Source organism: Proteus sp. G2618, assembly GCF_009915995.1.
Taxonomy (GTDB): domain Bacteria; phylum Pseudomonadota; class Gammaproteobacteria; order Enterobacterales; family Enterobacteriaceae; genus Proteus; species Proteus terrae.
Window position 1 is genome coordinate 209269 of sequence record NZ_JAABNI010000014.1, and the last position, 26846, is coordinate 236114.

The window sequence follows — 26846 nt, forward strand, 5'->3', positions numbered from 1 at the left end:
TATTCCTTATGTCAGGCAAATTGCGTCTGTTAATTTCCGAGTCTTATGATCCTTGGTTTAACCTTGCTGTTGAAGAGTGTATTTTTAGACAAATGCCCGCTGATCAACGGGTGCTTTTCCTTTGGCGTAACGATAATACGGTAGTTATTGGTCGAGCACAGAATCCATGGAAAGAGTGTAATACCCGTAAAATGGATGAAGATGGTGTGAAGTTAGCTCGTCGCTCAAGTGGTGGTGGTGCCGTTTTCCATGATCTTGGTAATACCTGTTTTACCTTTATGGCGGGAAAGCCTGAGTATAATAAAACGATTTCAACTCAAATTATTCTTGATGGATTATTAAAAGCGGGCATTAATGCTACGGCATCAGGACGTAATGATTTAGTGGTTCCTCAAGATGATGGTGAAAGAAAGGTTTCAGGCTCAGCTTATAAAGAGACAAAAGATCGCGGTTTTCATCATGGCACATTATTAATAAATGCTAACTTATCTAGATTAGCTAATTACCTCAATCCAGATCCGAAAAAGCTTCAAGCTAAAGGGATCACTTCTGTACGCTCCCGAGTGGCTAATTTAGTTGAGCTCAAACCAGATATTACCCACAAAAAACTCTGTGAAACTATCACTGAAAGCTTTTTTGAATACTATGGTGAGAGAGTAGAAGCAGAGATTATATCACCACAAAAATTACCTGATTTACCCGGTTTTGAAGAAACGTTTGCTAAGCAAAGTAGTTGGGAATGGAATTTTGGGCAAGCTCCTGCATTTTCACATCTTTTAGATCACCGTTTTAAATGGGGAGGTGTTGAGCTACATTTTGATATTGAGCGTGGCAATGTTATCAGAAGCCAAATATATACAGACAGTTTAGATCCCGCACCATTAGAAACATTATCTGATATGCTGGTAGGGGAACGTTATACACCTGAGTCTTTAAAAGGGCTTATTGAGCAACTCATTGTGCGTTATCCTAATAATAAAATAGAGCTTAATGAGCTTCAAGAATGGCTTGTTGCAGCGATAGCGTGATTATTATTAATGTTAGAAAATAATAAAAAACAAAAAACCAGCTAAAAGAGCTGGTTTTTTCATGAAGAATAATGTGATGTGAAACTGATTAGTGATTTTCACATGACATAAAGCAATGAGTGTCTGGCATTTTGCCATTTTCTCTAAATTTAGCGGGTGTAGTATTGAAATGCTTTTTAAAGATACGTGTAAATGTTGCTTGGGAGCTAAAGCCATACATTAAAGCGATATCTAAAATAGACATATCTTTTTCTTGTAATGATTTAGCCGCTTCTAATAAGCGACGTTTACGAACATATTCGCCTAATGTACAACCTTTAAAATCTTTAAAAATGCGTTGCAAGTGCCACTTCGAGTAGCCGCTTTTATTTGCAATCGTATCGATTTTTATACCTTCGTTACGTTGTAACTGGGTTTCTAACCATTTCAGAATATCATTAACGACATTTTCAGCCATAAAACCTCCCACAAAAATGGTGGGGACACAGTGCCCAAGTAAATAGAATAGTAACGTATGTTATTTATAATCTATTTTAAGCATGGGGGAAATAACAGGTAGGCAAAAAGTGCTTTTCGTGATTGATAATCATTATCACAACGATAGGTGTGGCTTATATAGCTCAAGTAAGGTTCAGTTTATTGAATCTTTATGATTAAAAATGTTATTTTGTATGACTTTTACTTTGTTGAATTTATTGATTTATTTTTTAGCATAATAGCTCTGTTATACCTTTTATTTTTAGTTTTGTTATGTTTTTTTGTGCGAAATAAAAGCTAATCATTGATTAAGATGTATTTTAGAGTCAGTTTATTTGACTAAATATTGAAAAAATGAAATAAGATTTATTAATCAATTGGTGTGGTATTACCTTTACTTTTTTATTTTCAATTGATCAGTTTATTGAGAATAAATTAACTAAGCCACCCCTTAAAAAATAAAGCTAAGAGGTGACTTAGTAAAAATAACTGTGGCTAACCTTTTTTAAGGACGTAGAAAGACTTGAGGATATAAGTGTTCTGGATGACTATTAACACTCACATCTGCACCATACCATTTTTGAATATTCTCCGTTGTTAGCACACTGTGTGGTGTACCTTCACAAACTAACTTTCCTTGATGCAGCAATAAAATTCTATCAGCATAAAGAGAAGCCAAATTAAGATCATGCAAAACACAACACACCATAAGGTTTTGTGTTTTTGCTAATTGCTTTAATAAACGTAAGCTATGCTGCTGGTGGTAAAGATCAAGTGCAGAGGTCGGCTCATCAAGGAATAAGACAGCTTCTTGTGGCATAGGGTGCCATAATTGCGCTAACACTCTAGCAAGCTGTACACGTTGTTGCTCACCGCCCGATAATTGGCGATAGTCTCTATCCTTAAATTTTAAACAATCCGTTTGTAGCAGCGCAGTCTCAATTGCAATTTTCTTATGTTGTTGTCCATGAGGCGTTCTTCCCATAGCAACCACTTCTTCTACTGAAAATGAAAATGAAAGCTGACTGTTTTGTCGCATAACAGCGCGGTTTTGCGCTAATTGTTGGCTATTCCATTGTGAATAGGTTTTTTGTTTAAAATAACACTGACCTTGCGTTGGTGTTGTATAGCCTGTTAATAAGCGTAATAGCGACGATTTTCCTGCACCATTAGGACCAATAATGGTAACCAATTCCCCTGCATTAAGTGAAAGAGACACATCATCAATAATGGTCTTATTGCCAATTTGATAAGTTAAATTATTTCCATAGAGCAATGGCGTGTTTTGTTTTTCAATCATGACATTCTTCCTGCGGGTTGTCGTAAGATAAGCCAAAGGAAATAAGGGCCACCAATTAATCCAGTAATGAGTCCAACAGGGATTTCAGCTGGAGATACTAGTGTTCGTGATAATGTGTCAGCGGCGAGTAACAGTGTTGCACCACCCAAAATGGTGGCAGGTAATAACCATACATGATTACTACCAATACGCATGCGAATAAGGTGTGGAACCACAAGTCCAATAAATCCAATAACACCACTCAGTGCAACAGCACAACCAATTAGGATGGCGCTAAGAAGTAACAAAATAAACTTGGTTCTTCTTACATTTAGTCCTAAGTAATGTGCCTCTTCATCACCCAGTTGTAATAGGTTTAATTTATGGCTTTGCCAACATGCCAAAATACTGACGGGAATGATCACAAGAGTAGCAATAGATAAGGTTTTCCAGTCAATCTGGCTTAATGAACCCATCATCCAAAGAGAGAATTGACGTAATTGTTGGTCAGTGCTGATGTAACTTAATACACCAATAAAGGACATACAAAGCGCATTGATAGCAATACCGGCAAGCAATAACCGCGCTAAATTACCATCACTCAATTGATGTAATGAGAAGATAATCATTGCTACAATTAAGCCGCCAACAAAGGCGGCAACAATATGGCTATAGAATGCAAAGGCTGGCGAAAAAGAGAACGGTAGAATAATAACGATGGCAACCATTAGTGCTGCACCGCTACTAATACCCAATAAACCGGGATCAGCTAACGAATTTCTAAATAATCCCTGCATTATAGCGCCGGATATTGCTAAAGCACCTCCAACAAGAATGGCTAATAATACGCGAGGTAAACGGATATCTAGCCAAATTTGCCATTCCATGTCATCAAAAGAGCTATTCCATAATGTATGAAACGAAAGGGCTAATGCTCCGCTATTCACAGAAATTAATGTAACGGTAGTGAGCAAAAAGAGTAAGAGTAGAATACTCACCCACGGTGAACGAAAACGAGACATTATTGCTCCAACGCTTGACGAATTTGATGCATGACTTCTGGTGTTGAAAGGGTAAAGCCTAATAACCCCATGTCATCAACAACAACATAATGCTTATTTTTACCCGCAGGTGTGTATTTTATGCCGGGTAATTCCCATAGTTTCTCAATTCCACCAATGCCTTTAATACCTTCTTTGGTTACAAGCAAAATATCAGGTTGGCTTGCAATAACACCTTCTTGAGAAAGTGGGCGATAGCTTGTAAATCCTTGCATGGCATTTTTACCACCAACCAGTGAAATAATGGTATCTGCGGCAGTATCTTGACCCGCAGCCATTGGAATAACACCACCATGACTCATGATATAAATGATTTTCTTATCGATAGGAGTGGTTGAAATTTGTTTGATAGAGAGGGCGAGTTTCTCTTTTAGTTGATTGCCTTCTTGTTCTTTATTTAAAACAGTCGCAATAGTGTCTATTTTTTCATTAATGGCTTCTAATGAATGTGTACCTGTAATGGTTTTTACAGCGACTCCGGCTTCTTTAATGCGGCGTAATGCCAAAGAAGGGCGAGCTAATTCGCTGGTAATGATCAATGTTGGTTTGACAGATAAGATCCCTTCAGGGTTTAGCATTCGCATATAACCTACATCAGGAAGTGTTTTCACTTGTTCAGGAACTAAGCTGGTGCTGTCTCTTGCAATAATTTGCTCGCCTGCACCTAATGCGAAAACAATTTCTGTAATATCACCACCAATAGTAACGATACGTTCATTAGCTGAAGTGATGAACGACATTACGCTACACAGGATCAAAAGAAGCCATTTTTTCATTAAATCATTCTCCGATTAGGCGGTTTTAGTGAGAGTATTCACTTGTTCACGCCATTGTTGTTGCTCGGCAGTGCCTTCAGTACGTTGTCCATAGAGTTGAGCAATTTGTTGCCCCTTGCTATCAAAGATCTCAAGGCTAGTAACAAACCCATCTTGAGTTGGTTTGCGTGTTACCCAACTTTCTGCAATTTCACTTTCAATTAAATGAAGAGTAAAAGCAGGATTGAAAACATTGATCCAAACTTGTTCGCTATTTTCAAATTGATGAGGGACTAGGCGGTCAATTTGACCTGTGAAAATTTGTACACAGCCACGGCTACCGACAAATATCATGATCTCGTTTTGTTCTTCTTTGGCGAGTTCTAACAAGGTTTTCAGGGCGTTGTTTTCGACTTGATAAGCAAGATCATCAGGAACAGCTTTGAATGCTTGTTGACGACTTAAGTTATTTTCTTTTAGTAATTTGAAGAATTGGTGAACATCAGTCATTGAACGCCACTGTTGTTCAAGTTGTTCCGCTAATTCATTACTAACGGGTGTGTTTGAGTAGGGTTCAACAGGTGTGATATCGAGAGCCGGGTTTTCTTCCAATAAGAATGATTGAATAAGTGCATCCCATTCATCCATATTTGTGTTATCTGTCGTATAGACTTTATGTAATGCATCACCATGCATATCAAAGAACTGAATACTATAACGCGTTCCTTTTGATGTCTCTTCGGTAAGTGCAAAAATGCTTGACCAATAAGCGAAGAAAAAGCGTAAATCCATTGCTCGCGGGTTTAAAATTAAGCCAGCATGATCGCTAAAACGGGCATTTGTGTATTCACCAAGATGTTCGTGAACGGCGATATCGTTACGAGTAATGGCTTTGACTTCACCCACTTTACTTAAGGCTTTTAATAATTCTTGTACATCATTGCGTAGACGTTTTGCATCATGCCCTACACGGGCGTGAATGAGTTCAGCTTCACTGACATTTAAGTAAGAAGCGAGATCACGCGCATACGGTGCTTTTTTGTCCGTTTTAGCTTGCAGGTAGCTCTCATAAAGAGATTTATTCACAGAAACTCCTATTGTATCGTTGATTTTATTGTTAATTACCATTGATAACTCACAAGTACTTTTGCATTTCGGCCTTCTTGAGGAATACCTGCAGAAGAATAATAAGTTTTATCAAATGCGTTACTCAGTACAAATGAGGTTGTTAGCCCCTTAAATGAGGCATCACCCTCATAACGAAGGTAAAAATCATTAACGCCATAACCTGCCTGTTGGCGATTGCTTGGACGATTAAAACGGTCATGTTTGGTAAAGTCCGTTTTCTTAGTAAATTGACCAACCCAACCCACAGAAAAATCAGTACTTGGTACAGGAACATCAAAGCGACTGGTTAATGTATCTGGCTCAATTGAGGTAATTGAGGCATTAGTCGCATTATCTTTCCCTTTGGTATGGTTGTAAGCTAAATCCCAATTAAAGAATTTTGATTGGTAGCTCATAGAAACATCCCACCCCCAAATAGTTGCTCTTGGAATATTTGTTGATTGTGTATATCCCTGAAAAATAGCAACATCTGCATCAATATAATCTTTTGCACGAGTATTGAAATGGGCAGCTTTAATTTTCAGATTATCATTATTAGATAATAAGTCGTCGAATTGAAAACCGAATCCGTATTCAGTTGTTGAATTGGTTTCAGGCTTTAAATTAGGATTTGGACGCCAATAGTTTGTTGGTGCGCCGGGGAAAGGTGCATCAAAATGTTTTGCATCGTTATACATCTCACCTAAAGTTGGTGCTCTAAATGCCTGTGAGTAAGAGGTATAAAGCATCGACCAATCAGTGGGTGTAATACTGATTGCTCCTTTTGATGACCATTTATCCGCAGTAATATCATCATAACGATCGTTTTGGCTTTTATATTTGTCAAAACGCGTTCCTAAAATTAAGGAGACAGGTAAATCACGTAAAGTGACTTCATCTTGTACCCAACCTGACATAAAGCGGATATCGGCTTGTGGGAAGCTTTCTGCATTTTGGCTTGGTGATTGTTTTTGTTTATAAACTTCGCCACCATAAGTCAATCCATGTGATGCAAAGCTGTATGTACCTACTTGTGAGCGGTTTTCGAGTTTTACGCCATAGGTTTTTTGTTCTCGACCTTCAAATCCTTTTTGTATCGTTTTGGCATTGATATCAACTTGACTGTAGTAAGCCTGTGTTTTCAAATTAATCCATTGTGAATCTGAAGGATCAAATTGATAGGTTAGCTGAACATCTTTTTGTGTCGTGGTGCGATCAGTTTCTACATTTGTAAGTGTAGGGTTTGAGGGAACTTGAGGGTTTTTGGGTTGATTTGTATTGTTATGATAATAGCGGAATTGTCCACTTAACGTGTTGCTATCATCAATTAACCAACGCCCTTTAGAAAGAAGATTAATAATGGTTTCGTCATTTTGAGCACGATAACCGCCACCATAGCGGGTATCGCCTTTGTCGCGAGCTGATAATGCAATAAGTCCATCAAGGTTATCGTGTCTACCAAAAGCAGTGACACCTAAACCTTGGCTATGTTGAGCGGTATTACCAAGACCAGTAACACGTACGCCCCCTTGTTCGTTTTTTGAAAGCAGATCGCTTGCATCAACAGTATCGTAAGCGATAACACCGCCAAGAGCTCCACTACCATATAAAAGAGCAGAAGGGCCACGAATAACTTCAACTTGTTTTATAAGCAAAGGATCGACAAAAATACTGTCGATATGACCAGTATCTGTTCCTTGGCGCACGCCATCTACAAGTGTCAGTATTCCATTTTTACTGTATCCACGCATACTGATGGTTTCACCATTAGTACGACCTGCCCCTGAAATAGAAATTCCAGGTACATGACGAAGTAATTCAGAAGCACTTCCTGCAGTTTCTGACAACGCATTGTTATTTTTTATAACCGTTGACATCATGGGCAATGTAAAGCTGTCGCGTTCATTACCTGTTGCATAAACAGTAAGTACCTCTGATTTTCTTCCCTCATTAGTTTGTGTTTTCTCTTGTGCAGACACACAAGCAGAAGAGACAGCAACAGCCAGCAAACTAAATTTTATCAATAAAGATGACTGAGACATGCAGATGGATCTCCGTTATTGAATGGGCTGTTAAACAGCCCTTTGTTATATAAATCATTGCTCCTCATCTACCAGCGATAACTGACGGACATTTTGATATTTCTACCTTCTTGTGGCACACCTAATGCCGAGAAATATTCTCGATTAAAGGCATTAGAAAGTACCAATGCAGCTTGAATATCTTTATTGTTTTGAGATTGATAACTGATTGAAAAATCATGAATACCATAGCCGGGATATTGAATAATCAGCTCTTGCATTCGATTTGTTGTTTTACCTTTTACGTGAGGCGCTCTTCCTTTATGTGTGCCTTTATTTTCTGTTGCACTGGCAAATTTTCCTGACCACCCTAATGAGAAGGGGGTTTTAGCAATAGGAAGTTGAATAAAGGTTGTAAGTACTTCAGGGCGAACAGGCGAAATGGTTTCATGCGTAGTTAATTCAAGGGTTCGAGTACGATTATAACCAAGCCCAATAGAAATTAATGGATGTGAATAGCGTAATCCGAGATCAACACCGTCGATAAGTGCCTGAGGAATATTAATGGCTTGCAGATGAAGTTTTTTCGTTAATACACGAGCATCCCAAATGTCATATGTAATATAGTCTATCGCTTTCGTATCAAAATAAGCTACATTCAGAGAAAATTCATCATCAGATGCTAATAAGTGCGAAAAAGTCAGTTTTCCACCATATTCCCAAGTACGGTTTTTTTCAGGGCTAAGATTAGGATTAGGGATCCAAAATCCTTTTGCTGTACGACCAAAAATAGCCGGTATTTCAAAATGAAGAGAGTCGTTAAACATTTCATTTAGCGTTGGTACTCTCATATTGGTTGAATATGAGGTATAGAGTTGTAACCATTGTGTTGGTGTAAAGGTTAGGGCAATATTTTTACTAATATTGTTTTCACTTGTTTGATGAAAATCGGGTTTATGTTGTTTAAAATCCTCTAAAAGCGAATTTAGCTCACTTTGAGGTTTATTTTTATAATAGTGATAACGCAAACCAGTTGTTAATGCTAAAGGTAAATGTGGTGTCGAGAGCTGACTTTCTACCCAACCAGCAACATAAACCATTTTTGCAAGAGGGAAGTTTTTTGCCGCTTGGTTAGAAACCATTTTTTGTTGATAAGCTTCTGTGCCTAAAATGATTTTTTGATTTAATTTATCTGAATAGGAAAATTGAGAGTTATTCTCAATTTTTAGCCCATAAGTTAATTGTGTCCGATCTTCATTTCTACCTATTTTCCCTTGTTGGTTTTTTCTACGTTGATAATCAGAAAGGGAAGTATCGGTTAAAAATATTTGATTAATATTGAATTGTGAGTAATACAAATGACTGGTTAAATTAATCCAACTTTGTATTTCAGGCTCATAATGATAAGTGACAGAATAATTTTTCTGTTTAGATTGTCGTTCTACTTGGTTACTTTCATTCTTACCAAACCCACCCATGCGATGCAAAACTTCTCGCTGAGTACCTTTATTCTCATAGTGTCTTGCTGAAAAAATAAGGGTCTGATTTTCTGTTGGATAGAGATAGGCTTTAGCAAAAAAATTATTAATATGTTCGTGATTTTCGAGTTTGTCACCACTTGCTAAGTGAATAGGACCTCGTTGGCGTTGGCTATATGCGAACAAACCTTCAGCAATATCGTGTCGTCCCGCAATAATCCCTCCATAAGTGAAGTGCCTATCAGCAGATGAAAGCGAGGTAAATAATTTAGTACTGAGTTTCTCATCTATTTTTAATAAGTTACGAGGCTCAAGCGTTTGAAATGAAACAACACCGCCCATTGCCCCATTACCGTGTAATACAGGGGATGAACCATGTTTTATATCAATACGTTTCACTAATGAAGGATCGAGAAAAATACCACCTAAGTTATTGATAGTATTTTCTAAAGGTTGCTCGATACCATCGACTAAGATCTTAACGCCTTTTTGATCATAGCCACGCATAAGGATGTTTGCACCATTTGTAACACCTGTTCCTGATAGGGTTGCACCAGCCACTTTATTTAGCATTTCACCAGTGGTTGATGCAGTTTGTGCTTGAGGTGTCGAACTATCAATAATGGAATGAAAGTCGTGAGTTGTTTTATCAATGGAATGACCAACAACCGTGAGAGAGTCCATCTCTGTATTGTCTGATTGTGCAGAGGCAATGGGGGTGTACAACAAGCAAAGAGCTGTCGCTATACCTGAATATTTGAAATGTTTTTTCAGCATACACATACCATAAATGTCCATAAAAAGTCCTTGTATATGGAGTTATTTAGCTGGCTGCCTAGCTGAGGGAGTAGGTGGCTTGCACGTTATTGTCAAAATGATTATTTAGTCAGGATTAATTTTCCCGCCTTTGTTTGACGCAGTTGATACAACTCTCCGTTATGTTGAATGTAAACCACGCCATCTTTACCCAATAACTCAATGCTATTGATTGATTGAATTATTGAAGAATGAGAATTCTGTTTAGTTAAAGAACTATCCAAATTATTAGCTTTTTTATTCATAATACACTAAGAGTAATAAGCGTTATCATTATGATAATCATTATCGTTAACAAAAGTGTTTAGACAAGCTTTTTTTAACGTAAACTGGTAAATTTAAGTCATATTGTGAATAACTAAACGCTATGCGATGAAAATTAAAACAATGGAATAAAAGGGACTTATATTTTTCTCAAAATATAACGTCAATAAAGGGGGGAATTTAGATGAAAACAGAAGACAAAATAAAAGGGGTAAAGGTTACCCCTTAATAAATAAGTTTATCGAAATCGACTCTCAACGGCTTGTGCTAATAATTCAAGAAGTTGTTCTGTGTCATTCCAACTTAAACAAGGATCAGTGATCGATTGCCCATAATTAAGCGGTTTATTTTGTACGACTTTTTGTGAGCCTTCTTGTAAAAAGCTCTCAGCCATCACACCTACAATCGCTTGTGAGCCATCTTTAATTTGCTGACCAACATTTCTGGCTACTTCTAATTGGCGACGATGAATTTTTTCACAGTTGCCATGACTAAAATCGATAATAAGATGCTCTGGTAAATCTACTTGTTTTAGTGCATCAACCGCATCAGCGATATCACTTGCGTGATAATTCGGCTTTTTACCTCCACGCATAATAATATGACCATAAGGATTACCACTGGTTTGGTAAATCGTCATACGGCCATTTTTATCAGGTGATAAGAAAGTATGACTTACACGAGAAGCGCGAATAGCATCAATAGCAATACGGGTATTACCATCGGTGCCATTTTTGAACCCCACAGGGCAAGAGAGTGCAGAAGCCATTTCACGATGAACTTGGCTTTCAGTTGTTCTTGCACCAATGGCGCCCCAACTAATTAAATCTGCAATATATTGGCCTGTAACCATATCGAGAAATTCAGTTGCAGTGGGTAAACCTAACGCATTTATTTCAATTAATAGCTTTCTCGCAAGGCGAATACCTTCGTTGACATTGCAAGAATTATCAAGGTAAGGATCGGAGATTAAGCCTTTCCAGCCAATGACTGTACGTGGTTTTTCAAAGTAGGTTCTCATGACGATTTCTAAGCGCTCATGATAATGCTCTTTTAGCTGATTAAGCTTAGTGGCGTACTCTTTGGCGGCTTTAGGATCATGAATAGAACAAGGCCCTACAATTACTAATAGTCGTTTGTCTTCGCCGGTAAGGATCGCTTCAATTCGTTTACGTGCTGATGTGATATTTTGGGTTATCTCATCAGAAATGGGGAACTCTTTTGCTAAGGTTTCTGGTGTTACCAGACTGTCTAGCACCTTAGTCCGTAGTTCGTCAGTCTTTAACATAATTCATCTCAATAAATATACAGGGTAAGTCTACCCAGTGATTAAGATCACAATAAACGAAATTCAGCTAATTTCAACAGCGTTCACAGAGAAAAACGAATAAAAAAGTCGCCAGAAAGAGTTAAAACATTCTTCTCGCTAATCCCATAGAATCAATTACCTTGGTTGAAATTTCTTCAACAGAATAATTAGTGGTGTTGAGATAAGGAATATTGTTTTTTCTAAAAAGGGCTTCCACTTCAGCTAATTCGATTCTACATTGGCGAATTGATGCATAACGGCTATTTTCACGACGTTCACTTCGGATAGCAGCAAGACGTTCTGGCGCAATGGTTAAGCCAAATAATTTATGCTGATATTCTTTTAGTTCCGCTGGTAGTTTTAAGAAATCCATATCATCTGCAGTAAATGGATAGTTAGCAGCTTGAATACCAAATTGCATAGCTAAATAGAGGCTGGTGGGCGTTTTTCCACAACGAGAAACACCAATTAATATCACTTGAGCTTGGTCGAGATTCCGTAATGATATACCATCATCATGGGAAAGGGTGTATTCGATTGCAGCAATACGAGCATCATATTTGCTAAGGTTTTTTTCAGTTAATCCGTGGGTTTTGTTTAATTTTGGTGATGCCTGGATCCCCATTTCTTTTTCGAGTGGTATCACGAGAGATTGCACAATATCCTGACAAAAACCTTCACTACTATTTATTATCTGTTTAACTTCAGGGCTGATAATAGAATAAAAAACAAGAGGCTTAGCACCACTCTTTTTATAAATTTCAGAGATTTTCTGTTTTATTTCTTCAGCTCTTTCTACAGTAGAAACAAAAGGTAATGTATAACTTTTCATTTTTAATGGAAATTGAGAAAGTACCGCATGGCCTAATACTTCTGCCGTAATTGCTGTACCATCAGAGATAAAAAAGACTGTCCTATCAATGGGTTCATTATTATCACAATTAATAGAATTCAAGCTTAATATCATAACGCTCACCTTTTTTTAGCTGAATTAGCAAATCAAACAATATTATCTAAAGCATTTTTAGTGATTATAAAGGATAAAAAAATAAAGTTTTCTGGTTGATCGATTCACCTTTCTATATTCAGCATCACATTGTGATACGCTTATTTACGTTGTCGTTTTGACAGCGGGTTTTTCTTTTTTTCTCTCTCTCATAATTGTTTAAAAAAGGATTGTTCTCAATGTCCAGCAATAGCCTCACCCCGTGCAATGTGCTTTGGTATAACCAATTAGGTATGAATGACGTTGATCGTGTTGGTGGGAAAAATGCTTCCCTCGGTGAAATGATCACAAACCTAGCGGAACTGGGTGTTTCTGTTCCTAATGGGTTTGCTACCACAGCGCAAGCGTTTAATGATTTTCTGGAACAGAGCGGTATCAATCAGCGTATTTATGAATTACTTGATAGCGTTGATGTTGATGATGTTAATCAACTGGCTCAAGCAGGTAATCAAATTCGCCAGTGGGTAATTGATACACCTTTTACGCCTCAGTTTGAAAAAGACATTCGCGATGCTTATCTCACATTAAGTGAAGGTGAATCTGAAGCTTCATTTGCCGTTCGTTCATCTGCGACTGCAGAAGATATGCCTGATGCTTCTTTTGCCGGTCAACAAGAGACGTTTTTAAACGTTCAAGGTATTGATGCCATACTCGTTGCAATCAAACACGTATTTGCCTCGTTATTTAACGATCGCGCAATCTCTTATCGTGTTCACCAAGGTTATGATCACCGTGGTGTTGCATTATCTGCTGGCGTTCAACGTATGGTGCGTTCTGATCTCGCTTCTTCAGGTGTGATGTTTACCATCGATACTGAATCTGGCTTTGATCAAGTTGTCTTTATTACATCAGCTTATGGTTTAGGTGAAATGGTTGTACAGGGTGCTGTTAACCCGGATGAGTTTTATGTACACAAGCCAACTTTAGCAAAAGGTCTACCTTCTATTGTTCGTCGTAATCTTGGCTCTAAAAAGATCCAAATGGTTTACGCAGACAGCGTTGAACATGGTAAACAAGTCCGTATCGAAGATACGCCAGAGCCACTGCGCAATCGTTTCTCTTTGACTGATCATGAAGTTCAGGAGCTAGCTAAACAAGCTGTATTGATTGAACGCCACTATGGTCGTCCAATGGATATCGAATGGGCTAAAGATGGACATAATGGTCGTTTATACATTGTTCAGGCTCGCCCAGAAACTGTTCGTTCTAACCAACAAGTGATGGAACGCTATCAATTAAATGAAAGTGGCTCTGTTATTATCGAAGGCCGTGCTATTGGTCATCGTATTGGTACGGGTGCCGTTAAAGTTATCCATAACTTAAGTGAGATGGATAGAATTGAAGCGGGTGATGTGTTGGTTACTGACATGACAGATCCAGATTGGGAACCTATCATGAAGAAAGCCTCTGCGATTGTGACTAATCGTGGTGGTAGAACATGTCACGCTGCAATTATTGCTCGTGAATTGGGTATTCCAGCGGTTGTGGGTTGTGGTGATGCAACAGAATGTATTGCTGAAGGACAAGTTGTAACTGTTTCTTGTGCTGAAGGTGACACAGGGTTTGTTTACGATGGCAAACTGGATTTTTCTATTCAGAGCTCTGAAATCGATAATATGCCTGAATTAGGGCTCAAAATCATGATGAACGTCGGTAATCCTGATCGTGCATTTGATTTTGCAGGCTTACCAAATGATGGTGTCGGTCTTGCGCGTTTAGAATTTATTATTAACCGTATGATTGGTGTGCATCCCCGCGCATTACTAGAGTATGACGACCAAACTGAAGCACTGAAAGCTGAAATCAATGAAATGATGGCAGGCTATGAATCTCCAGTTGAGTATTACATTAGTAAATTAACGGAAGGGATTGCAACATTAGCAGCAGCATTCTGGCCTAAACGCGTTATCGTTCGTTTATCTGACTTTAAATCTAACGAATATGCCAACTTAGTGGGTGGCGATCGTTATGAACCAGATGAAGAGAACCCAATGTTAGGATTCCGTGGTGCGGGCCGTTATGTTTCTGACGATTTCCGTCGCTGTTTCTCGCTTGAATGTGAAGCGGTAAAACGTGTTCGTAATGATATGGGCTTAGAGAATGTTGAGGTCATGATCCCATTTGTTCGTACTGTACGCCAAGCTGAAGAAGTTATTGATGAATTAGCGGCAAATGGTTTGAAACGTGGTGAGAATGGCTTAAAAGTCATTATGATGTGTGAAATTCCATCAAATGCCTTATTAGCAGATAAATTCTTAGAACACTTTGATGGTTTCTCTATCGGCTCTAACGATATGACCCAATTAACATTAGGTCTTGATCGAGATTCAGGTGTGGTCTCTGCACTGTTTGATGAACGCAATGATGCAGTGAAAGCATTATTATCAATGGCAATCCAAGCCGCTAAACGTAATGGAAAATATGTGGGTATTTGTGGTCAAGGACCTTCTGACCATGAAGATTTTGCACAATGGCTAATGGAAGAGGGAATTGATAGTTTATCTTTAAACCCAGATACCGTAATTAAAACTTGGGTAAAATTAGCACAATAGAATTAATATCATTGCTATAAATAAAAAGCTCACAATATAATGTGAGCTTTTTTTATACAATTATTAAATAATAGGCAAAAAAAAAGCCTATCATGGGCTGACAGGCAAAGACTACACACAGCAATATTTTATATTCTTTAATCTCGCCAATTAATCTATTAATATGAAAGGCAAAATTATTAATTTGATGAAACATTTGTTTCGTTGATATTTATATTAAGAGAAATGCGTTAATTATGCTCTAAGAATTATCTCAATAAAAAGAATATAAGCTTATTTGAAAGTGAATATAACTTGCTGGTAACAAACAGGTTTAAAAAAATGTAATTTGTTTCAAATTGTAAGTTTCAATATAAAAATATAATAGTTTATTCCTAAATTGATAATCTTTATTAAACTTTACTCTGTTATTTTTAGAGCATGTAAGTAGCTACACTTACATGCTCCATTATTATTTATTCTTTTTCGATAAAGTTTTTATTCATAAATTCTACTGTTTCAGTTAAATCAGGATTAGGTTTTGGTACTTCATTAATCCATGCATTTAATAAGCTATGTGCAACAGCAAGAACAACAGGGCCAATAAATAATCCAATCATACCTAATGTTAAAATCCCCCCAATAACACCCGTAAGAATTAATACCATAGGCAAATCAGCACCCATTTTGATTAAATAAGGTCGTAATACACCATCCATTGTTGCAACGGCGCCCCCCCAAATCACCATAACAATGCCCCAAGTGGTATCACCTGTCCAAAATAGCCATAAAATGGAAGGGATCAGTACTAATAAAGGGCCTATTTGAGCAAGGCAGCAAATAAACATAATGACCGTTAATACAGTCGCATAAGGTACGCCAGACACAGCGAGACCGATACCACCAACAATCGCTTGAATTAATGCGGTTAAAACCACGCCTAATGCGACAGCACGAATAGACATGGATGCAAGTAAGATTGCAGCATCACCACGCTGACCGGCTAAACGAATGGCAAAATGACGTAACCAAGATACGACATTTTCGCCTTGTAAAAACAGTAAGCCAGAAAATAACAACATCACACCCAAATGTAGGGCAAATCGACCAATATTTAAGGCTTGAGCAAAAAACCAGTTTGCAGCTTGTCCGACATAAGGCTGGATTTTTGAGATTAACGCATTACCACCAGAGACAAGGATAGAGTGCCATGTATCATAAAGCTTGCTCCCTATCATTGGGATATCGTTAAGCCATAATAATTGAGGCGGCTGAATATTCGAAGGTGATTTTGCTAATTCTATTAAAGGCGCACTATTATCAATGACACTACTAATTAATAAGATAATAGGGATAACGAAGATCAGTAATATCAAAATCATCATTATCATGGTTGATAACCAACGGTATTTTACCCGTTTTTCAATAATAAGAAGTAAAGGCCACGTTGCAACAACAATCATTCCAGCCCAAATAAAACCCACAATAAAGGGATTTAGGATCCAAAAACTGGCGATAATAAAAAAAGAAATAAAAAGAACAGTGAATAAAACTTTGGGTATATCTGTATGGATCTGCGGTTTTTCCATGGTTTTAAATCCCTACACGAATAAAAATGCTAGAAGCAGATGAATAAACATTGCAAATATCACGTTGTTTATATCACTACGCAATTTGCCAGAATTGTATGATAAGGTGAACAGGTATCGGTCTGAAAGTGCAAAATGAGACAAAGTACCTCTTAGCATACATTTCAACATCTAAAATTAAGCAATGTGGACTATTAGATTAAAGAGCTATAACAAATGATCCCACGTATATCGCAAGCACCGCAAGTCAGTGAACTCACAACAGAATTTCTTGATACTCTTCGAAAAAACGGTTTCACCGGTGATATCTCCAGCAGTTACGCTGATAGACTCACTATGGCAACAGATAATAGTATTTACCAGTTATTGCCACAGGCTGTTGTTTTTCCTCGCTCAACCGCTGATGTAACTATTATTGCTCGCTTAGTTGATGAACCTCGATATCATTCACTCTCTCTGACTCCTAGAGGGGGCGGTACAGGCACTAATGGGCAAGCGTTAACGGATGGTATTGTGGTTGATTTATCTCGCTATATGAAGCGTATTATCGAGATAAACCCGCAAGAGCGTTGGGTAAAAGTGGAAGCAGGGGTGATAAAAGATGAGTTAAACCTCTTTTTAAAACCTTATGGCTTTTTTTTCGCACCAGAACTATCTACCAGTAATCGCGCTACATTAGGTGGAATGATTAATACTGATGCATCAGGGCAAGGTTCAATGGTTTATGGTAAAACCTCTGATCATGTACTTGGTGTTAGGGCGGTTTTGTTAGGCGGTGAGCTGCTTGAAACACGAGCTATGGATACGGCACTAGCTGAAAACATTGCCCAAGAAAGCTCCGCAATGGGTAAAGTTTACCGTACTGTTTTATCTCGTTGTAAAGAGCAACGAAAGCTCATTCTTGAAAAATTCCCTAAATTAAATCGCTTTTTAACAGGGTATGATTTGCGTCATGTCTTTAGTGATGACATGAAACGATTTGATTTAACGAGAATTTTAACAGGCTCTGAAGGAACGCTAGCTTTTATTACTGAAGCGACACTGAATATTACGCCAATTCCCAAACAGCGCAGTTTAGTCAATGTAAAATACGATTCGTTTGACTCAGCATTACGCAACGCCCCTTTTTTAGTTAAAGCGAATGCACTTTCTGTTGAAACGGTTGATTCAAAAGTATTAAATCTCGCCCGTGAAGATATCGTGTGGCACTCTGTAAAAGAGTTGATCACAGATATACCTGATAAAGATATGCAAGGACTGAATATTGTTGAATTTGCGGGCGATGATGAAAACCTTATCGCATCACAAGTCGCATCATTATGCCAACGCTTAGATTCATTAATGAAAGAGGGCCAGGGCGGTGTTATTGGTTATCAAGTCTGTGAAGATTTGGCGGATATTAACCGTATTTATGCCATGCGTAAAAAAGCGGTTGGTTTATTAGGTAACGCCAAAGGACAAGCAAAGCCAATTCCTTTCGTAGAAGATACCTGTGTGCCACCAGAACACCTTGCTGATTATATTACCGAATTTAGAGCGTTACTTGACAATCATCAGCTCAATTATGGCATGTTTGGACATGTTGATGCAGGGGTATTGCACGTAAGACCGGCTCTTGATATGTGCGATCCACAACAAGAATTATTGATGAAATCTATCTCAGACGACATTGTCACGTTAACAGCCAAATATGGTGGGTTACTCTGGGGTGAACATGGAAAAGGCTTTAGAGCGCAATACAGCCCCGAATTTTTCGGTGAAACGCTTTATCATGAACTGCGTCAAATCAAAACGGTATTCGATCCTCGAAATAGACTGAATCCTGGGAAGATATGCCCTCCATTAGAGGTCGATGAACCCATGAAGCAAGTAGATACCATCAAACGAGGTACCTTTGATCGCACAATCCCTTTATCTGTGCGTCAAGAGTTCAAAGGTGCACTAGATTGTAATGGTAATGGACTTTGCTTTAACTTTGATGCCAAAAGCCCAATGTGCCCTTCAATGAAAATCAGCGGGCAACGCATTCATTCACCTAAAGGACGCGCTGCACTTGTAAGAGAGTGGTTACGCTTATTGACAGAGCAAGGCGTTAGCCCAAAACAACTTGAATCTAGCCTTGAAAATAATAAACCTAGTTTAAGAGGTTTGATTGAGAAAACACGTAATACATGGAAAGCCAAACGTGGCGAATATGACTTTTCTCATGAAGTGAAAGCGGCTATGAACGGTTGCTTGGCTTGTAAAGCCTGTTCAACGCAATGTCCGATTAAAATTGATGTGCCATCGTTTCGTTCTAAGTTTACTGAACTTTATCACCAGCGTTATTTACGCCCGTTAAAAGACTATATTGTCGCGAATGTTGAATTAACAACGCCGATGATGGCGAAAGCTCCCGGATTTTTTAACTTTTTTATGAAGCAACCGTTGGTGCAGTCATTAAGTAAACATACGATAGGAATGGTCGATTTACCTTTGCTGTCATCGCCTACATTAAGACAGCAATTGGCTGGGCACAAAGCGTTAGATATGACGCTAGAAGACTTAGAGCGTTTATCTGAAAAGCAACGAAGTCATTATGTGCTGGTGGTACAAGATCCCTTTACCAGTTATTACGATGCAAAAGTGGTTGCCGATTTTATCAAACTGATTGAAAAAATTGGATTTAAACCTGTTTTACTGCCATTTTCACCTAATGGGAAAGCGCAACATATTAAAGGTTTTTTACAGCAATTTAGCAAAACGGCACAAAAAACCTCAATCATGCTTAATCGTGTCGCAAAATTAGGTATTCCTATGGTAGGGGTTGATCCCGCATTAGTGCTTTGTTATCGCGATGAATATCGTGAAATATTGGGTGATAAGCGTGGGGATTTTAATGTTCAACTTGTTCATGAATGGCTAAGTAAATTGGTATCTGATCCAATAGCAGTTCGCGATGATGCTGAAAAATGGTATCTTTTCGGGCACTGTACAGAAGTGACGGCGCTACCACAAAGTATGAAACAGTGGCAGGCTATTTTCCAACGTTATGGGCAGCAACTCGAATTTGTGAGTACTGGATGTTGTGGAATGGCAGGTACTTATGGACATGAACTAAATAATTATGAAAACTCGTTGGGCATTTATCAACTCTCATGGGGTAATGCATTAAAAACATTACCAACAATGCGTTGTTTAAGCACCGGTTACTCTTGTCGTAGTCAAGTGAAACGTATTGATAATATTGAGCTAAAACACCCACTACAGGCACTTTTGGAGATTATGCCATGATATGGAAACGTGAAACGACAATTGAGTATCTTAATCATATTGGACAAAACAATATGATGAGCCATTTGGGCATTGAGTTAACATGTCTTGGTGATGATTATCTTGAAGGAACAATGCCTGTTGATCATCGTACTAAGCAACCTTTAGGGCTTTTACATGGTGGTGCTTCTGTTGTATTAGCTGAAACATTGGGCTCTGTTGCGGGTTATCTTTGTACTGAAGGCGAACAAAAAATTGTTGGACTAGAAATCAATGCGAATCATATTCGTTCAGCGAGAGAAGGCAAGGTAAGAGGCGTATGTAAACCGATTCATTTAGGACGTTCACACCAAGTCTGGTCAATAGAAATCTTTGATGATGAAGATCGTCAAGTGTGTATTTCTAGATTAACGACATCGGTTATTTCTTAAAGAATAAAAAAGACAAACGCACAAAGTGAAATACTCGCTTTGTGCGTTTTTTGTGTTTATAGATAATGTCAAAAAAATAAAAATAGAGAGAGAAAATAGAATTACTTCTTTATTTAGATTTTATTTTTAATGATAATCATTATCTTCATAATAAAAGATAAGACGATCAATAATGTTTACTATTTCTAAATTCAACACAACAGTATTATTAATTGCAGGTTTATTAATCAGCGGGTGCGATAATAATTCTACCTCTGAAACGAGTAATAATATAAGTAATATTCCGGTACAAACTATTTCTGGTTTTAATATGGCTTATCCCACTTCGTTTTCAATGAGCAGAGAAGATACTGAAAATTATTTTAAATCATTACCTGATAATATTCAGGATGTCACAACGGAAATGATAGTTTATAAATCAGAACCTATTTGTGACTTGACAGAGGTTCGTCTGGTTTATTTTAAAATGATCGATGCAATGAGTTACGATGTGGATGCGGGAGCACAAGGTATTGTAGATAATATTGCTATCATAGATGGCATGAATGAAATATCTACATTGATAAAACCATTAACTATCCCAAATGTGGAAAGTCGACATGTCTTTTTTGAAGGGAAATATGCAAAAGAGAACGTGAGCTATGAAGGTATTTTAGCGGCAGATCTTAAAACGAATCGAGTATGGCAACTGCAATTAATTAGTAATTTCAATAGCCAATCGAACAAACAAAAAAATAGTCAAATTCTTGAATGTACAGACAAATATATTCAAACCATCACTATTAATAAATAACATCGAAGAGCACACAAACCAATAAGAGGTCATCACATAAGTGGTGCTATCTTATCCCTCATCAAAGCATAAAAATGAATGTGAGTAGGCTCAATAAGCTAGTTGTAAAAACACATTTTTATGCTTTTTTCTCTAAATTTCAGTGATAACATATAAAGTGTATTTATTTTGCAACTTATATGCGTATTGTGCGAAATATAAGAAAAATTAAAAGTTTTATTTTTTAGAATGAAAAAATATAAAAGTGTTATATTACATTGCGTTAACATGAGTTGTTAACAAAATAAGTGCAAAAATAGAACAAAAAATACACATTTACAGAATATCCTTTCAAAAGACATGGTTGAAGTGATAAGGGTTATCATTACCATTAGTGTCAGGAAAGATATCAATCTCCTTTCGAAATGAGGTCAGAAATGACAAACAACGTTGAAACTTTTTCTCTTAATGACACAGCTTGGCAAGGCATTGTATTAACGGATAATGCGGCAAAGCATATCTGCCATTTAGTCGAGAAAAACCCTGAAAAACAAGGGCTTTCCTTAAGTATCAAACCCTCTGGTTGTACAGGGTATGGTTATGTTATTGAACTCGCTACTGCCCCAAATGATGATGATCTTGTTTATGAACATAATGGCGCAAAACTCTTTGTTTCATTAAAAGCAATGCCATTTATTGATGGGTTGGTTGTTGATTATGTTCGTGAAGGACTTAATCAAATGTTTAAATTTAATAATCCTAAAGCTCAAAACGTCTGCGGATGTGGTGAGAGCTTTGGGGTATAACATAGTGAAGTCAGATTATGTCTCAGAGCAATGTTGAAATTGGTGATGAAGTTCAGGGATGGCTAAGCGATCACCACTATAAAGAAGGTTTTTATACCGATATCTCAACCGACACCTTAGAAAAAGGATTAAATGAAGCGGTTGTACGTGCAATATCGGCAAAAAGAAACGAACCAGAGTGGATGCTGGAATTTCGTTTAGATGCTTATCGCCATTGGTTAGAAATGGAAGAGCCACATTGGCTAAAAGCAGATTATCCATCGCTTAATTATCAAGATTATAGCTATTACTCAGCACCATCTTGTAGTTCATGTTGTGCTAACGGCAGTTGTGCTGGTGGCACAAATGAAGCTGTTACGAGCGATAAACAAGCTGCGCAGGATTATTTAACCAAAGAAGTTGAAGATGCTTTTAACCAACTCGGAGTGCCTGTAAGAGAAGGGCAAGCCGTTGCTGTTGATGCTATTTTTGACTCGGTTTCTGTTTCAACAACCTATCGTGAAGAGCTTGCTGAACATGGCATTATTTTTTGTTCATTTAGCGAGGCTATTCAAGAATATCCTGATCTAGTGCGCCAATATTTAGGCACTGTTGTCTCAAGCCATGATAACTACTTTGCTGCACTGAATGCTGCGGTCGCATCTGATGGTACTTTTGTCTATATTCCAAAAGGGGTTCGTTGCCCAATGGAGTTATCGACTTATTTCCGTATTAATGCCGCTCAAACAGGCCAATTTGAACGAACTATTCTGGTTGCTGATGAAGGCAGTTATGTCAGTTATATCGAAGGTTGTTCAGCACCTGTTCGAGATAGCTATCAGCTTCATGCTGCTGTGGTTGAAGTCATTATCCATAAAGATGCCGAAGTAAAATACTCTACTGTACAAAACTGGTTCTCTGGTGGTGATAGTGAAGGCGGTATCCTTAACTTTGTGACTAAACGTGCTATCTGTGAAGGCGAAAATGCCAAAATGTCATGGACGCAATCAGAAACAGGTTCTGCAATCACATGGAAATACCCAAGTGTGATTTTAAAAGGGGATAATTCCACCGCTGAATTCTTCTCGGTTGCTTTAACCAATGGCAATCAACAAGCAGATACGGGGACTAAGATGATCCATATCGGCAAAAATACCAAATCAACCATTATCTCTAAAGGTATTTCTGCGGGTAAAAGTCAAAACAGTTACCGTGGGCTCGTAAAAGTACTTCCTGGTGCGCAAAATGCTCGTAACTTCACCCAGTGTGACTCCATGTTAATTGGCACACAGTGTGGTGCGCATACTTTCCCTTATGTTGAAGTAATGAACAATTCAGCACAGCTTGAACACGAAGCAACAACGTCACGTATTGGTGAAGATCAGTTGTTCTATTGTCGTCAGCGTGGATTAAGCGAAGATGATGCAATCTCAATGATTGTAAACGGATTTTGTAAAGATGTGTTCTCAGAATTACCGCTGGAATTTGCTGTAGAAGCACAAAAATTATTAGCAATCAGCTTAGAGCATAGTGTCGGTTAATTATTAACCAGATTCTGAGTATAAAGATACCGAAGGCATATATTATGTTAGATATTAAAAATTTACATGTCAGTGTTGAAGGCAATGAGATCCTTAAAGGATTAGATTTGCAGGTACGTGCAGGTGAAGTTCACGCGATTATGGGACCAAATGGCTCGGGTAAAAGTACGCTATCTGCAACGCTTGCTGGTCGTGATGAATATGAAGTTGATGACGGTTCAATTACCTTTAAAAATAAAGATTTATTGGAATTAGAACCGGAAGATCGCGCAGGTGAAGGCATCTTTATGGCATTTCAATATCCTGTTGAAATACCCGGTGTCAGTAATCAGTTTTTCTTACAATCTTCTGTAAATGCAGTGAGAGAATATCGTGGTCAAGAGCCGTTAGATCGCTTTGACTTTGAAGATTTTATTGAAGATAAAATCAAATTACTGGATATGCCACAAGATTTGCTAACACGCTCTGTTAACGTGGGATTTTCTGGTGGTGAGAAAAAACGTAATGATATTTTGCAAATGGCTGCGTTAGAGCCTGAGCTATGTATTTTAGATGAAACAGACTCAGGTCTTGATATAGACGCATTAAAAATTGTTTCTAATGGTGTTAATAGCTTACGTGATGGTAAACGTGCTTTCATCGTTGTAACACACTACCAACGTATTCTAGATTATATTAAACCTGATTTTGTGCATGTGCTTTATCAGGGAAAAATCATTAAATCAGGTGATTTTTCATTGGCGCAAAAATTGGAGGAACAAGGTTATGGCTGGCTTATTGACCCTCAATGAAAAGCGTGAAAAACAGCGTCAAGTTGAACAGCGTAATCAACAAGCATTAAAAATGTTTTCGGCTTTATATCATCAACGTAAAGGTGACGATAATCTCAACGCTCGTAATCATTGGTTGCAAGTTGAGAAAATAGGTTTCCCTGCTTATCGCCATGAAGATTGGCATTATACGCCTTTAGAAGAAACACTAAGTCAACGCTATCAACAGTTGCCACCTTTTGATGTACAAAGTTTAATAGCTAAACACGCATTATCTTTTGATTGCTACCGTATTGTTATGGTGAATGGTACATTTTCACCAATAGAAAGCAGTAAAGATTTTGGTCCTTATCAAGTCACTTTACTTGATAACCAAAGTGAATTACCTAAAGCGGTAAATAGTGAAATCTTCCTGCATTTAGTTGAAAGTTTAGCGCCACATCCTTTGCTTATTACCCTGAAAAACGGTGTTATTGCGGATAAACCGCTTTATATCCTCAATATTACTCAGGGGGATCAAAGTGCTGAGGTAAATAGTGCAAATTATCGTTTTCATCTTGATGTTGGTGCAAATACCCAGATGCAAGTGGTAGAGCACTATATTAGCAGTGATAGTGAAAACCATCATTTTACAGGAGCAAGGTTAACTGCAACGATCGGCGATAATGCCTCTTTTAACCATATCAAATTAAGTTTTGAGAATGGCGTAAGTCAGCATTTTGCCCATAACGATCTGTCGATAGGCCGTGATGCTCGTGTTAACAGTTACGCTTTCTTATTAGGCGCTAAACTTAGTCGTCATCACACAAGTTCTGCATTAAAAGGTGAAAATACAGAGCTTTCGATGAATAGCGTTGTATTACCTAAAGCTGGAGAGATTGCAGATACTCGCACATGGTTGGTTCATGGTGAGAAAAATTGCCAGAGTCGTCAACTACATAAAAGTATTGCGATGGATGCAGGGAAAGCTGTATTTAACGGTATGATCACGGTGACACCTCAAGCATTAAAAACAGATGGTCAAATGACTAATAACAATCTGTTGCTGGGTGAAAAAGCGCAAATCGATACTAAACCACAGCTTGAGATTTATGCTGATGATGTGAAGTGTAGTCATGGTGCTACTGTGGGACGAATTGATGATGAGCAGCTATTTTATCTGCGTTCACGAGGTATTTCCTTAAGTGATGCCCGTAAAATGATCATTCATGCATTTGCAGCTGAATTAACTGAATCACTAGAAAATAGTGTGATTAAAGCACTGGTATTAGAAAGAGTTAATCAGCGCTTATTAGAGGTATAAAATAAGGCATTATGACGCATTCCATTGAAAAAGCGCGAGATGATTTCCCAATTATTTCACAACAAGTGAAAGGAAAACCTTTGGTTTATCTCGATAGTGCCGCAAGTGCTCAGAAACCGGCTTGCGTCATTGAACATGAAAAACAATTTGCCTTAACACAATATGCCGCGGTTCACCGTGGCATTCACACATTAAGTGCAAATGCGACAACGTTAGTTGAAAATGTCCGTAAAAAAGCCTGTGATTTTTTAGGTGCCAATAGTGAAGAAGAGATAGTCTTTGTTAAAGGCACAACGGAAGGGATCAACCTAATTGCGAACGTTTATAGTCAACGATTTTTGAATGATGGTGATAATATCATCATCACAGAAATGGAACATCACGCAAATATTGTTCCGTGGTATATGTTAGCAAAACAGTATGGCTTTAATGTTCGTGTGTTACCGTTGTTGCAAGACGGCACGCTCGATTTTGCTCAATTGCCTCACTTAATTGATGAGCGAACTAAATTACTCAGCCTCACTCATCAATCAAATGTATTGGGCACAGTGAATCCAGTCGCTCAAATTATTCGTGATGCTCGTCAATATGCAATTGAACAAGGTGGTGAATTACATATATTGCTTGATGGTGCTCAAAGTGCAATGCATCAAACAATTAATGTTTCACAACTTGATTGCGACTTTTTTGTTTGTAGCGGTCATAAACTTTATGGGCCTACAGGTATTGGTTTGTTATACGGCAAGAAAGCGATACTGGATGAATTACCGCCGTGGGAAGGCGGTGGCGCAATGATAAAGCATGTTCATATTAATGGCGATATTACCTACGCAGATGCGCCTTGGCGCTTTGAAGCAGGAACACCTAACATAATGGGAATGATTGGTTTAGGTGCGGCATTAGATTATCTTTCACAAATAGGCATGAATAATATTGCTGAGTATGAAAGTCATATAATGAAGTATGCCCAAGAGCAGTTGCAAAAAGTAAAATCCTTAACGCTTTATGGCAATGATTCTCGACAAGGTGTGATAGCGTTTAATTTAGGCAAACATCACGCTTATGATGTTGGGACATTCCTTGATAATTATGGCGTTGCTATTCGTACAGGGCATCATTGTGCGATGCCAATTATGGATTATTACCAAGTTCCTGCGATGTGTCGTGCATCTCTTGGTTTATATACCAATAAAAATGATATCGATGCGTTGGTTAATGCGCTATTACGTGTTGAGATGTTATTAGGTTAAAAATTAAAAAAGAGGTTATTC

21 protein-coding genes are annotated in these 26846 nt (G+C 38.0%); 10 read left to right on the forward strand and 11 right to left on the reverse strand.

Translation table 11 applies throughout. The features are described from left to right. Positions 1-8 precede the first annotated feature (8 nt). A complete protein-coding gene (locus tag GWJ01_RS06455; RefSeq protein ID WP_109394257.1) occupies positions 9-1028 on the forward strand; it encodes a lipoate--protein ligase A in 1020 nt (339 codons plus the stop codon). Positions 1029-1116: 88 nt separating this feature from the next. Here the strand turns inward: GWJ01_RS06455 and GWJ01_RS06460 are convergent, their stop codons facing one another. The 10 genes from GWJ01_RS06460 to ppsR form a co-directional block, all read right to left on the reverse strand. Further along, positions 1117-1485, reverse strand: coding sequence for a helix-turn-helix domain-containing protein (locus GWJ01_RS06460; protein ID WP_069369334.1), 369 nt, complete (start codon positions 1483-1485; stop codon positions 1117-1119). 525 nt (positions 1486-2010) lie between these two features. Beyond that, positions 2011-2805 carry a heme ABC transporter ATP-binding protein gene (locus GWJ01_RS06465; RefSeq protein ID WP_161710866.1) on the reverse strand — a complete coding sequence of 265 codons (795 nt, stop codon included), beginning with the start codon at positions 2803-2805 and terminating at the stop codon, positions 2011-2013. Beyond that, a complete protein-coding gene (locus GWJ01_RS06470) occupies positions 2802-3806 on the reverse strand; it encodes a FecCD family ABC transporter permease (RefSeq protein ID WP_109394259.1) in 1005 nt (334 codons plus the stop codon). The genes GWJ01_RS06465 and GWJ01_RS06470 overlap by 4 nt, the downstream gene beginning before the upstream one ends. Then, positions 3806-4621: a heme/hemin ABC transporter substrate-binding protein gene (locus GWJ01_RS06475; RefSeq protein WP_075673209.1), complete on the reverse strand. Its 816-nt coding sequence runs from the start codon at positions 4619-4621 to the stop codon at positions 3806-3808. The genes GWJ01_RS06470 and GWJ01_RS06475 overlap by 1 nt, the downstream gene beginning before the upstream one ends. A 15-nt stretch (positions 4622-4636) precedes the next feature. Then, the gene (locus GWJ01_RS06480; RefSeq protein ID WP_196714480.1) at positions 4637-5686 is read right to left on the reverse strand and encodes a ChuX/HutX family heme-like substrate-binding protein; all 1050 of its coding nucleotides are present in this window, start codon (positions 5684-5686) and stop codon (positions 4637-4639) included. A gap of 35 nt (positions 5687-5721) precedes the next feature. Beyond that, complete coding sequence (locus tag GWJ01_RS06485) at positions 5722-7749, reverse strand: TonB-dependent hemoglobin/transferrin/lactoferrin family receptor (protein ID WP_109402480.1); 2028 nt, start codon at positions 7747-7749, stop codon at positions 5722-5724. 68 nt (positions 7750-7817) lie between these two features. Further along, positions 7818-10004 (reverse strand): TonB-dependent receptor domain-containing protein, encoded by a 2187-nt coding sequence (locus GWJ01_RS06490; RefSeq protein ID WP_161710868.1) that lies wholly within the window; start codon positions 10002-10004, stop codon positions 7818-7820. Between the two features lie 80 nt (positions 10005-10084). Continuing rightward, positions 10085-10267 carry a hemin uptake protein HemP gene (hemP, locus tag GWJ01_RS06495; protein WP_088495769.1) on the reverse strand — a complete coding sequence of 61 codons (183 nt, stop codon included), beginning with the start codon at positions 10265-10267 and terminating at the stop codon, positions 10085-10087. A gap of 257 nt (positions 10268-10524) precedes the next feature. Beyond that, positions 10525-11574, reverse strand: coding sequence for a 3-deoxy-7-phosphoheptulonate synthase (locus GWJ01_RS06500; RefSeq protein ID WP_161710869.1), 1050 nt, complete (start codon positions 11572-11574; stop codon positions 10525-10527). A gap of 121 nt (positions 11575-11695) precedes the next feature. Beyond that, the gene (ppsR, locus tag GWJ01_RS06505) at positions 11696-12562 is read right to left on the reverse strand and encodes a posphoenolpyruvate synthetase regulatory kinase/phosphorylase PpsR (protein ID WP_109402477.1); all 867 of its coding nucleotides are present in this window, start codon (positions 12560-12562) and stop codon (positions 11696-11698) included. Positions 12563-12780: 218 nt separating this feature from the next. Here ppsR and ppsA point away from each other — a divergent pair, with 218 nt between their 5' ends. Next, positions 12781-15153, forward strand: a complete 2373-nt coding sequence (gene ppsA / locus GWJ01_RS06510; RefSeq protein ID WP_109394266.1) for a phosphoenolpyruvate synthase — start codon at positions 12781-12783, stop codon at positions 15151-15153. Positions 15154-15608: 455 nt separating this feature from the next. Here ppsA and ydiK read toward each other — a convergent pair whose 3' ends face one another. Next, entirely contained in the window at positions 15609-16721 is a 1113-nt protein-coding gene (ydiK, locus tag GWJ01_RS06515; protein ID WP_023582359.1) for an AI-2E family transporter YdiK, read from the reverse strand. A 216-nt stretch (positions 16722-16937) separates the two neighbouring features. On the opposite strand from ydiK, the gene ydiJ reads away from it, so the two are divergent. The 8 genes from ydiJ (at position 16938) to sufS (ending at position 26825) form a co-directional block, all read left to right on the forward strand. After that, complete coding sequence (gene ydiJ, locus GWJ01_RS06520; RefSeq protein WP_161710870.1) at positions 16938-19994, forward strand: D-2-hydroxyglutarate dehydrogenase YdiJ; 3057 nt, start codon at positions 16938-16940, stop codon at positions 19992-19994. Then, positions 19991-20404 (forward strand): 1,4-dihydroxy-2-naphthoyl-CoA hydrolase, encoded by a 414-nt coding sequence (menI, locus tag GWJ01_RS06525; RefSeq protein ID WP_109394268.1) that lies wholly within the window; start codon positions 19991-19993, stop codon positions 20402-20404. The genes ydiJ and menI overlap by 4 nt, the downstream gene beginning before the upstream one ends. 172 nt (positions 20405-20576) lie before the next feature. Continuing rightward, positions 20577-21197, forward strand: coding sequence for a hypothetical protein (locus GWJ01_RS06530; protein WP_109402474.1), 621 nt, complete (start codon positions 20577-20579; stop codon positions 21195-21197). Between the two features lie 416 nt (positions 21198-21613). Continuing rightward, positions 21614-21982, forward strand: coding sequence for a Fe-S cluster assembly scaffold SufA (gene sufA / locus GWJ01_RS06535; RefSeq protein WP_036913225.1), 369 nt, complete (start codon positions 21614-21616; stop codon positions 21980-21982). A 17-nt stretch (positions 21983-21999) separates the two neighbouring features. Continuing rightward, positions 22000-23502 carry a Fe-S cluster assembly protein SufB gene (sufB, locus tag GWJ01_RS06540; RefSeq protein ID WP_075673222.1) on the forward strand — a complete coding sequence of 501 codons (1503 nt, stop codon included), beginning with the start codon at positions 22000-22002 and terminating at the stop codon, positions 23500-23502. 44 nt (positions 23503-23546) lie between these two features. Further along, positions 23547-24293 carry a Fe-S cluster assembly ATPase SufC gene (gene sufC, locus GWJ01_RS06545; protein WP_109394271.1) on the forward strand — a complete coding sequence of 249 codons (747 nt, stop codon included), beginning with the start codon at positions 23547-23549 and terminating at the stop codon, positions 24291-24293. Next, positions 24268-25575 carry a Fe-S cluster assembly protein SufD gene (gene sufD / locus GWJ01_RS06550; protein ID WP_161710871.1) on the forward strand — a complete coding sequence of 436 codons (1308 nt, stop codon included), beginning with the start codon at positions 24268-24270 and terminating at the stop codon, positions 25573-25575. Before sufC ends, sufD begins: the two co-directional genes overlap by 26 nt. Before the next feature lie 11 nt (positions 25576-25586). Continuing rightward, the gene (sufS, locus tag GWJ01_RS06555; RefSeq protein WP_167394843.1) at positions 25587-26825 is read left to right on the forward strand and encodes a cysteine desulfurase SufS; all 1239 of its coding nucleotides are present in this window, start codon (positions 25587-25589) and stop codon (positions 26823-26825) included. Positions 26826-26846 lie beyond the last annotated feature (21 nt).

Coding starts and splice junctions, on each gene's coding strand:
- GWJ01_RS06455 (WP_109394257.1), top strand. CDS start 9: ATGTCAGGCAAATTGCGTCTGTTAATTTCCGAGTCTTATGATCCTTGG.
- GWJ01_RS06460 (WP_069369334.1), bottom strand. CDS start 1,485: ATGGCTGAAAATGTCGTTAATGATATTCTGAAATGGTTAGAAACCCAG.
- GWJ01_RS06465 (WP_161710866.1), bottom strand. CDS start 2,805: ATGATTGAAAAACAAAACACGCCATTGCTCTATGGAAATAATTTAACT.
- GWJ01_RS06470 (WP_109394259.1), bottom strand. CDS start 3,806: ATGTCTCGTTTTCGTTCACCGTGGGTGAGTATTCTACTCTTACTCTTT.
- GWJ01_RS06475 (WP_075673209.1), bottom strand. CDS start 4,621: ATGAAAAAATGGCTTCTTTTGATCCTGTGTAGCGTAATGTCGTTCATC.
- GWJ01_RS06485 (WP_109402480.1), bottom strand. CDS start 7,749: ATGTCTCAGTCATCTTTATTGATAAAATTTAGTTTGCTGGCTGTTGCT.
- GWJ01_RS06490 (WP_161710868.1), bottom strand. CDS start 10,004: ATGGACATTTATGGTATGTGTATGCTGAAAAAACATTTCAAATATTCA.
- hemP (WP_088495769.1), bottom strand. CDS start 10,267: ATGAATAAAAAAGCTAATAATTTGGATAGTTCTTTAACTAAACAGAAT.
- GWJ01_RS06500 (WP_161710869.1), bottom strand. CDS start 11,574: ATGTTAAAGACTGACGAACTACGGACTAAGGTGCTAGACAGTCTGGTA.
- ppsR (WP_109402477.1), bottom strand. CDS start 12,562: ATGATATTAAGCTTGAATTCTATTAATTGTGATAATAATGAACCCATT.
- ppsA (WP_109394266.1), top strand. CDS start 12,781: ATGTCCAGCAATAGCCTCACCCCGTGCAATGTGCTTTGGTATAACCAA.
- ydiK (WP_023582359.1), bottom strand. CDS start 16,721: ATGGAAAAACCGCAGATCCATACAGATATACCCAAAGTTTTATTCACT.
- ydiJ (WP_161710870.1), top strand. CDS start 16,938: ATGATCCCACGTATATCGCAAGCACCGCAAGTCAGTGAACTCACAACA.
- menI (WP_109394268.1), top strand. CDS start 19,991: ATGATATGGAAACGTGAAACGACAATTGAGTATCTTAATCATATTGGA.
- GWJ01_RS06530 (WP_109402474.1), top strand. CDS start 20,577: ATGTTTACTATTTCTAAATTCAACACAACAGTATTATTAATTGCAGGT.
- sufA (WP_036913225.1), top strand. CDS start 21,614: ATGACAAACAACGTTGAAACTTTTTCTCTTAATGACACAGCTTGGCAA.
- sufB (WP_075673222.1), top strand. CDS start 22,000: ATGTCTCAGAGCAATGTTGAAATTGGTGATGAAGTTCAGGGATGGCTA.
- sufC (WP_109394271.1), top strand. CDS start 23,547: ATGTTAGATATTAAAAATTTACATGTCAGTGTTGAAGGCAATGAGATC.
- sufD (WP_161710871.1), top strand. CDS start 24,268: ATGGCTGGCTTATTGACCCTCAATGAAAAGCGTGAAAAACAGCGTCAA.
- sufS (WP_167394843.1), top strand. CDS start 25,587: ATGACGCATTCCATTGAAAAAGCGCGAGATGATTTCCCAATTATTTCA.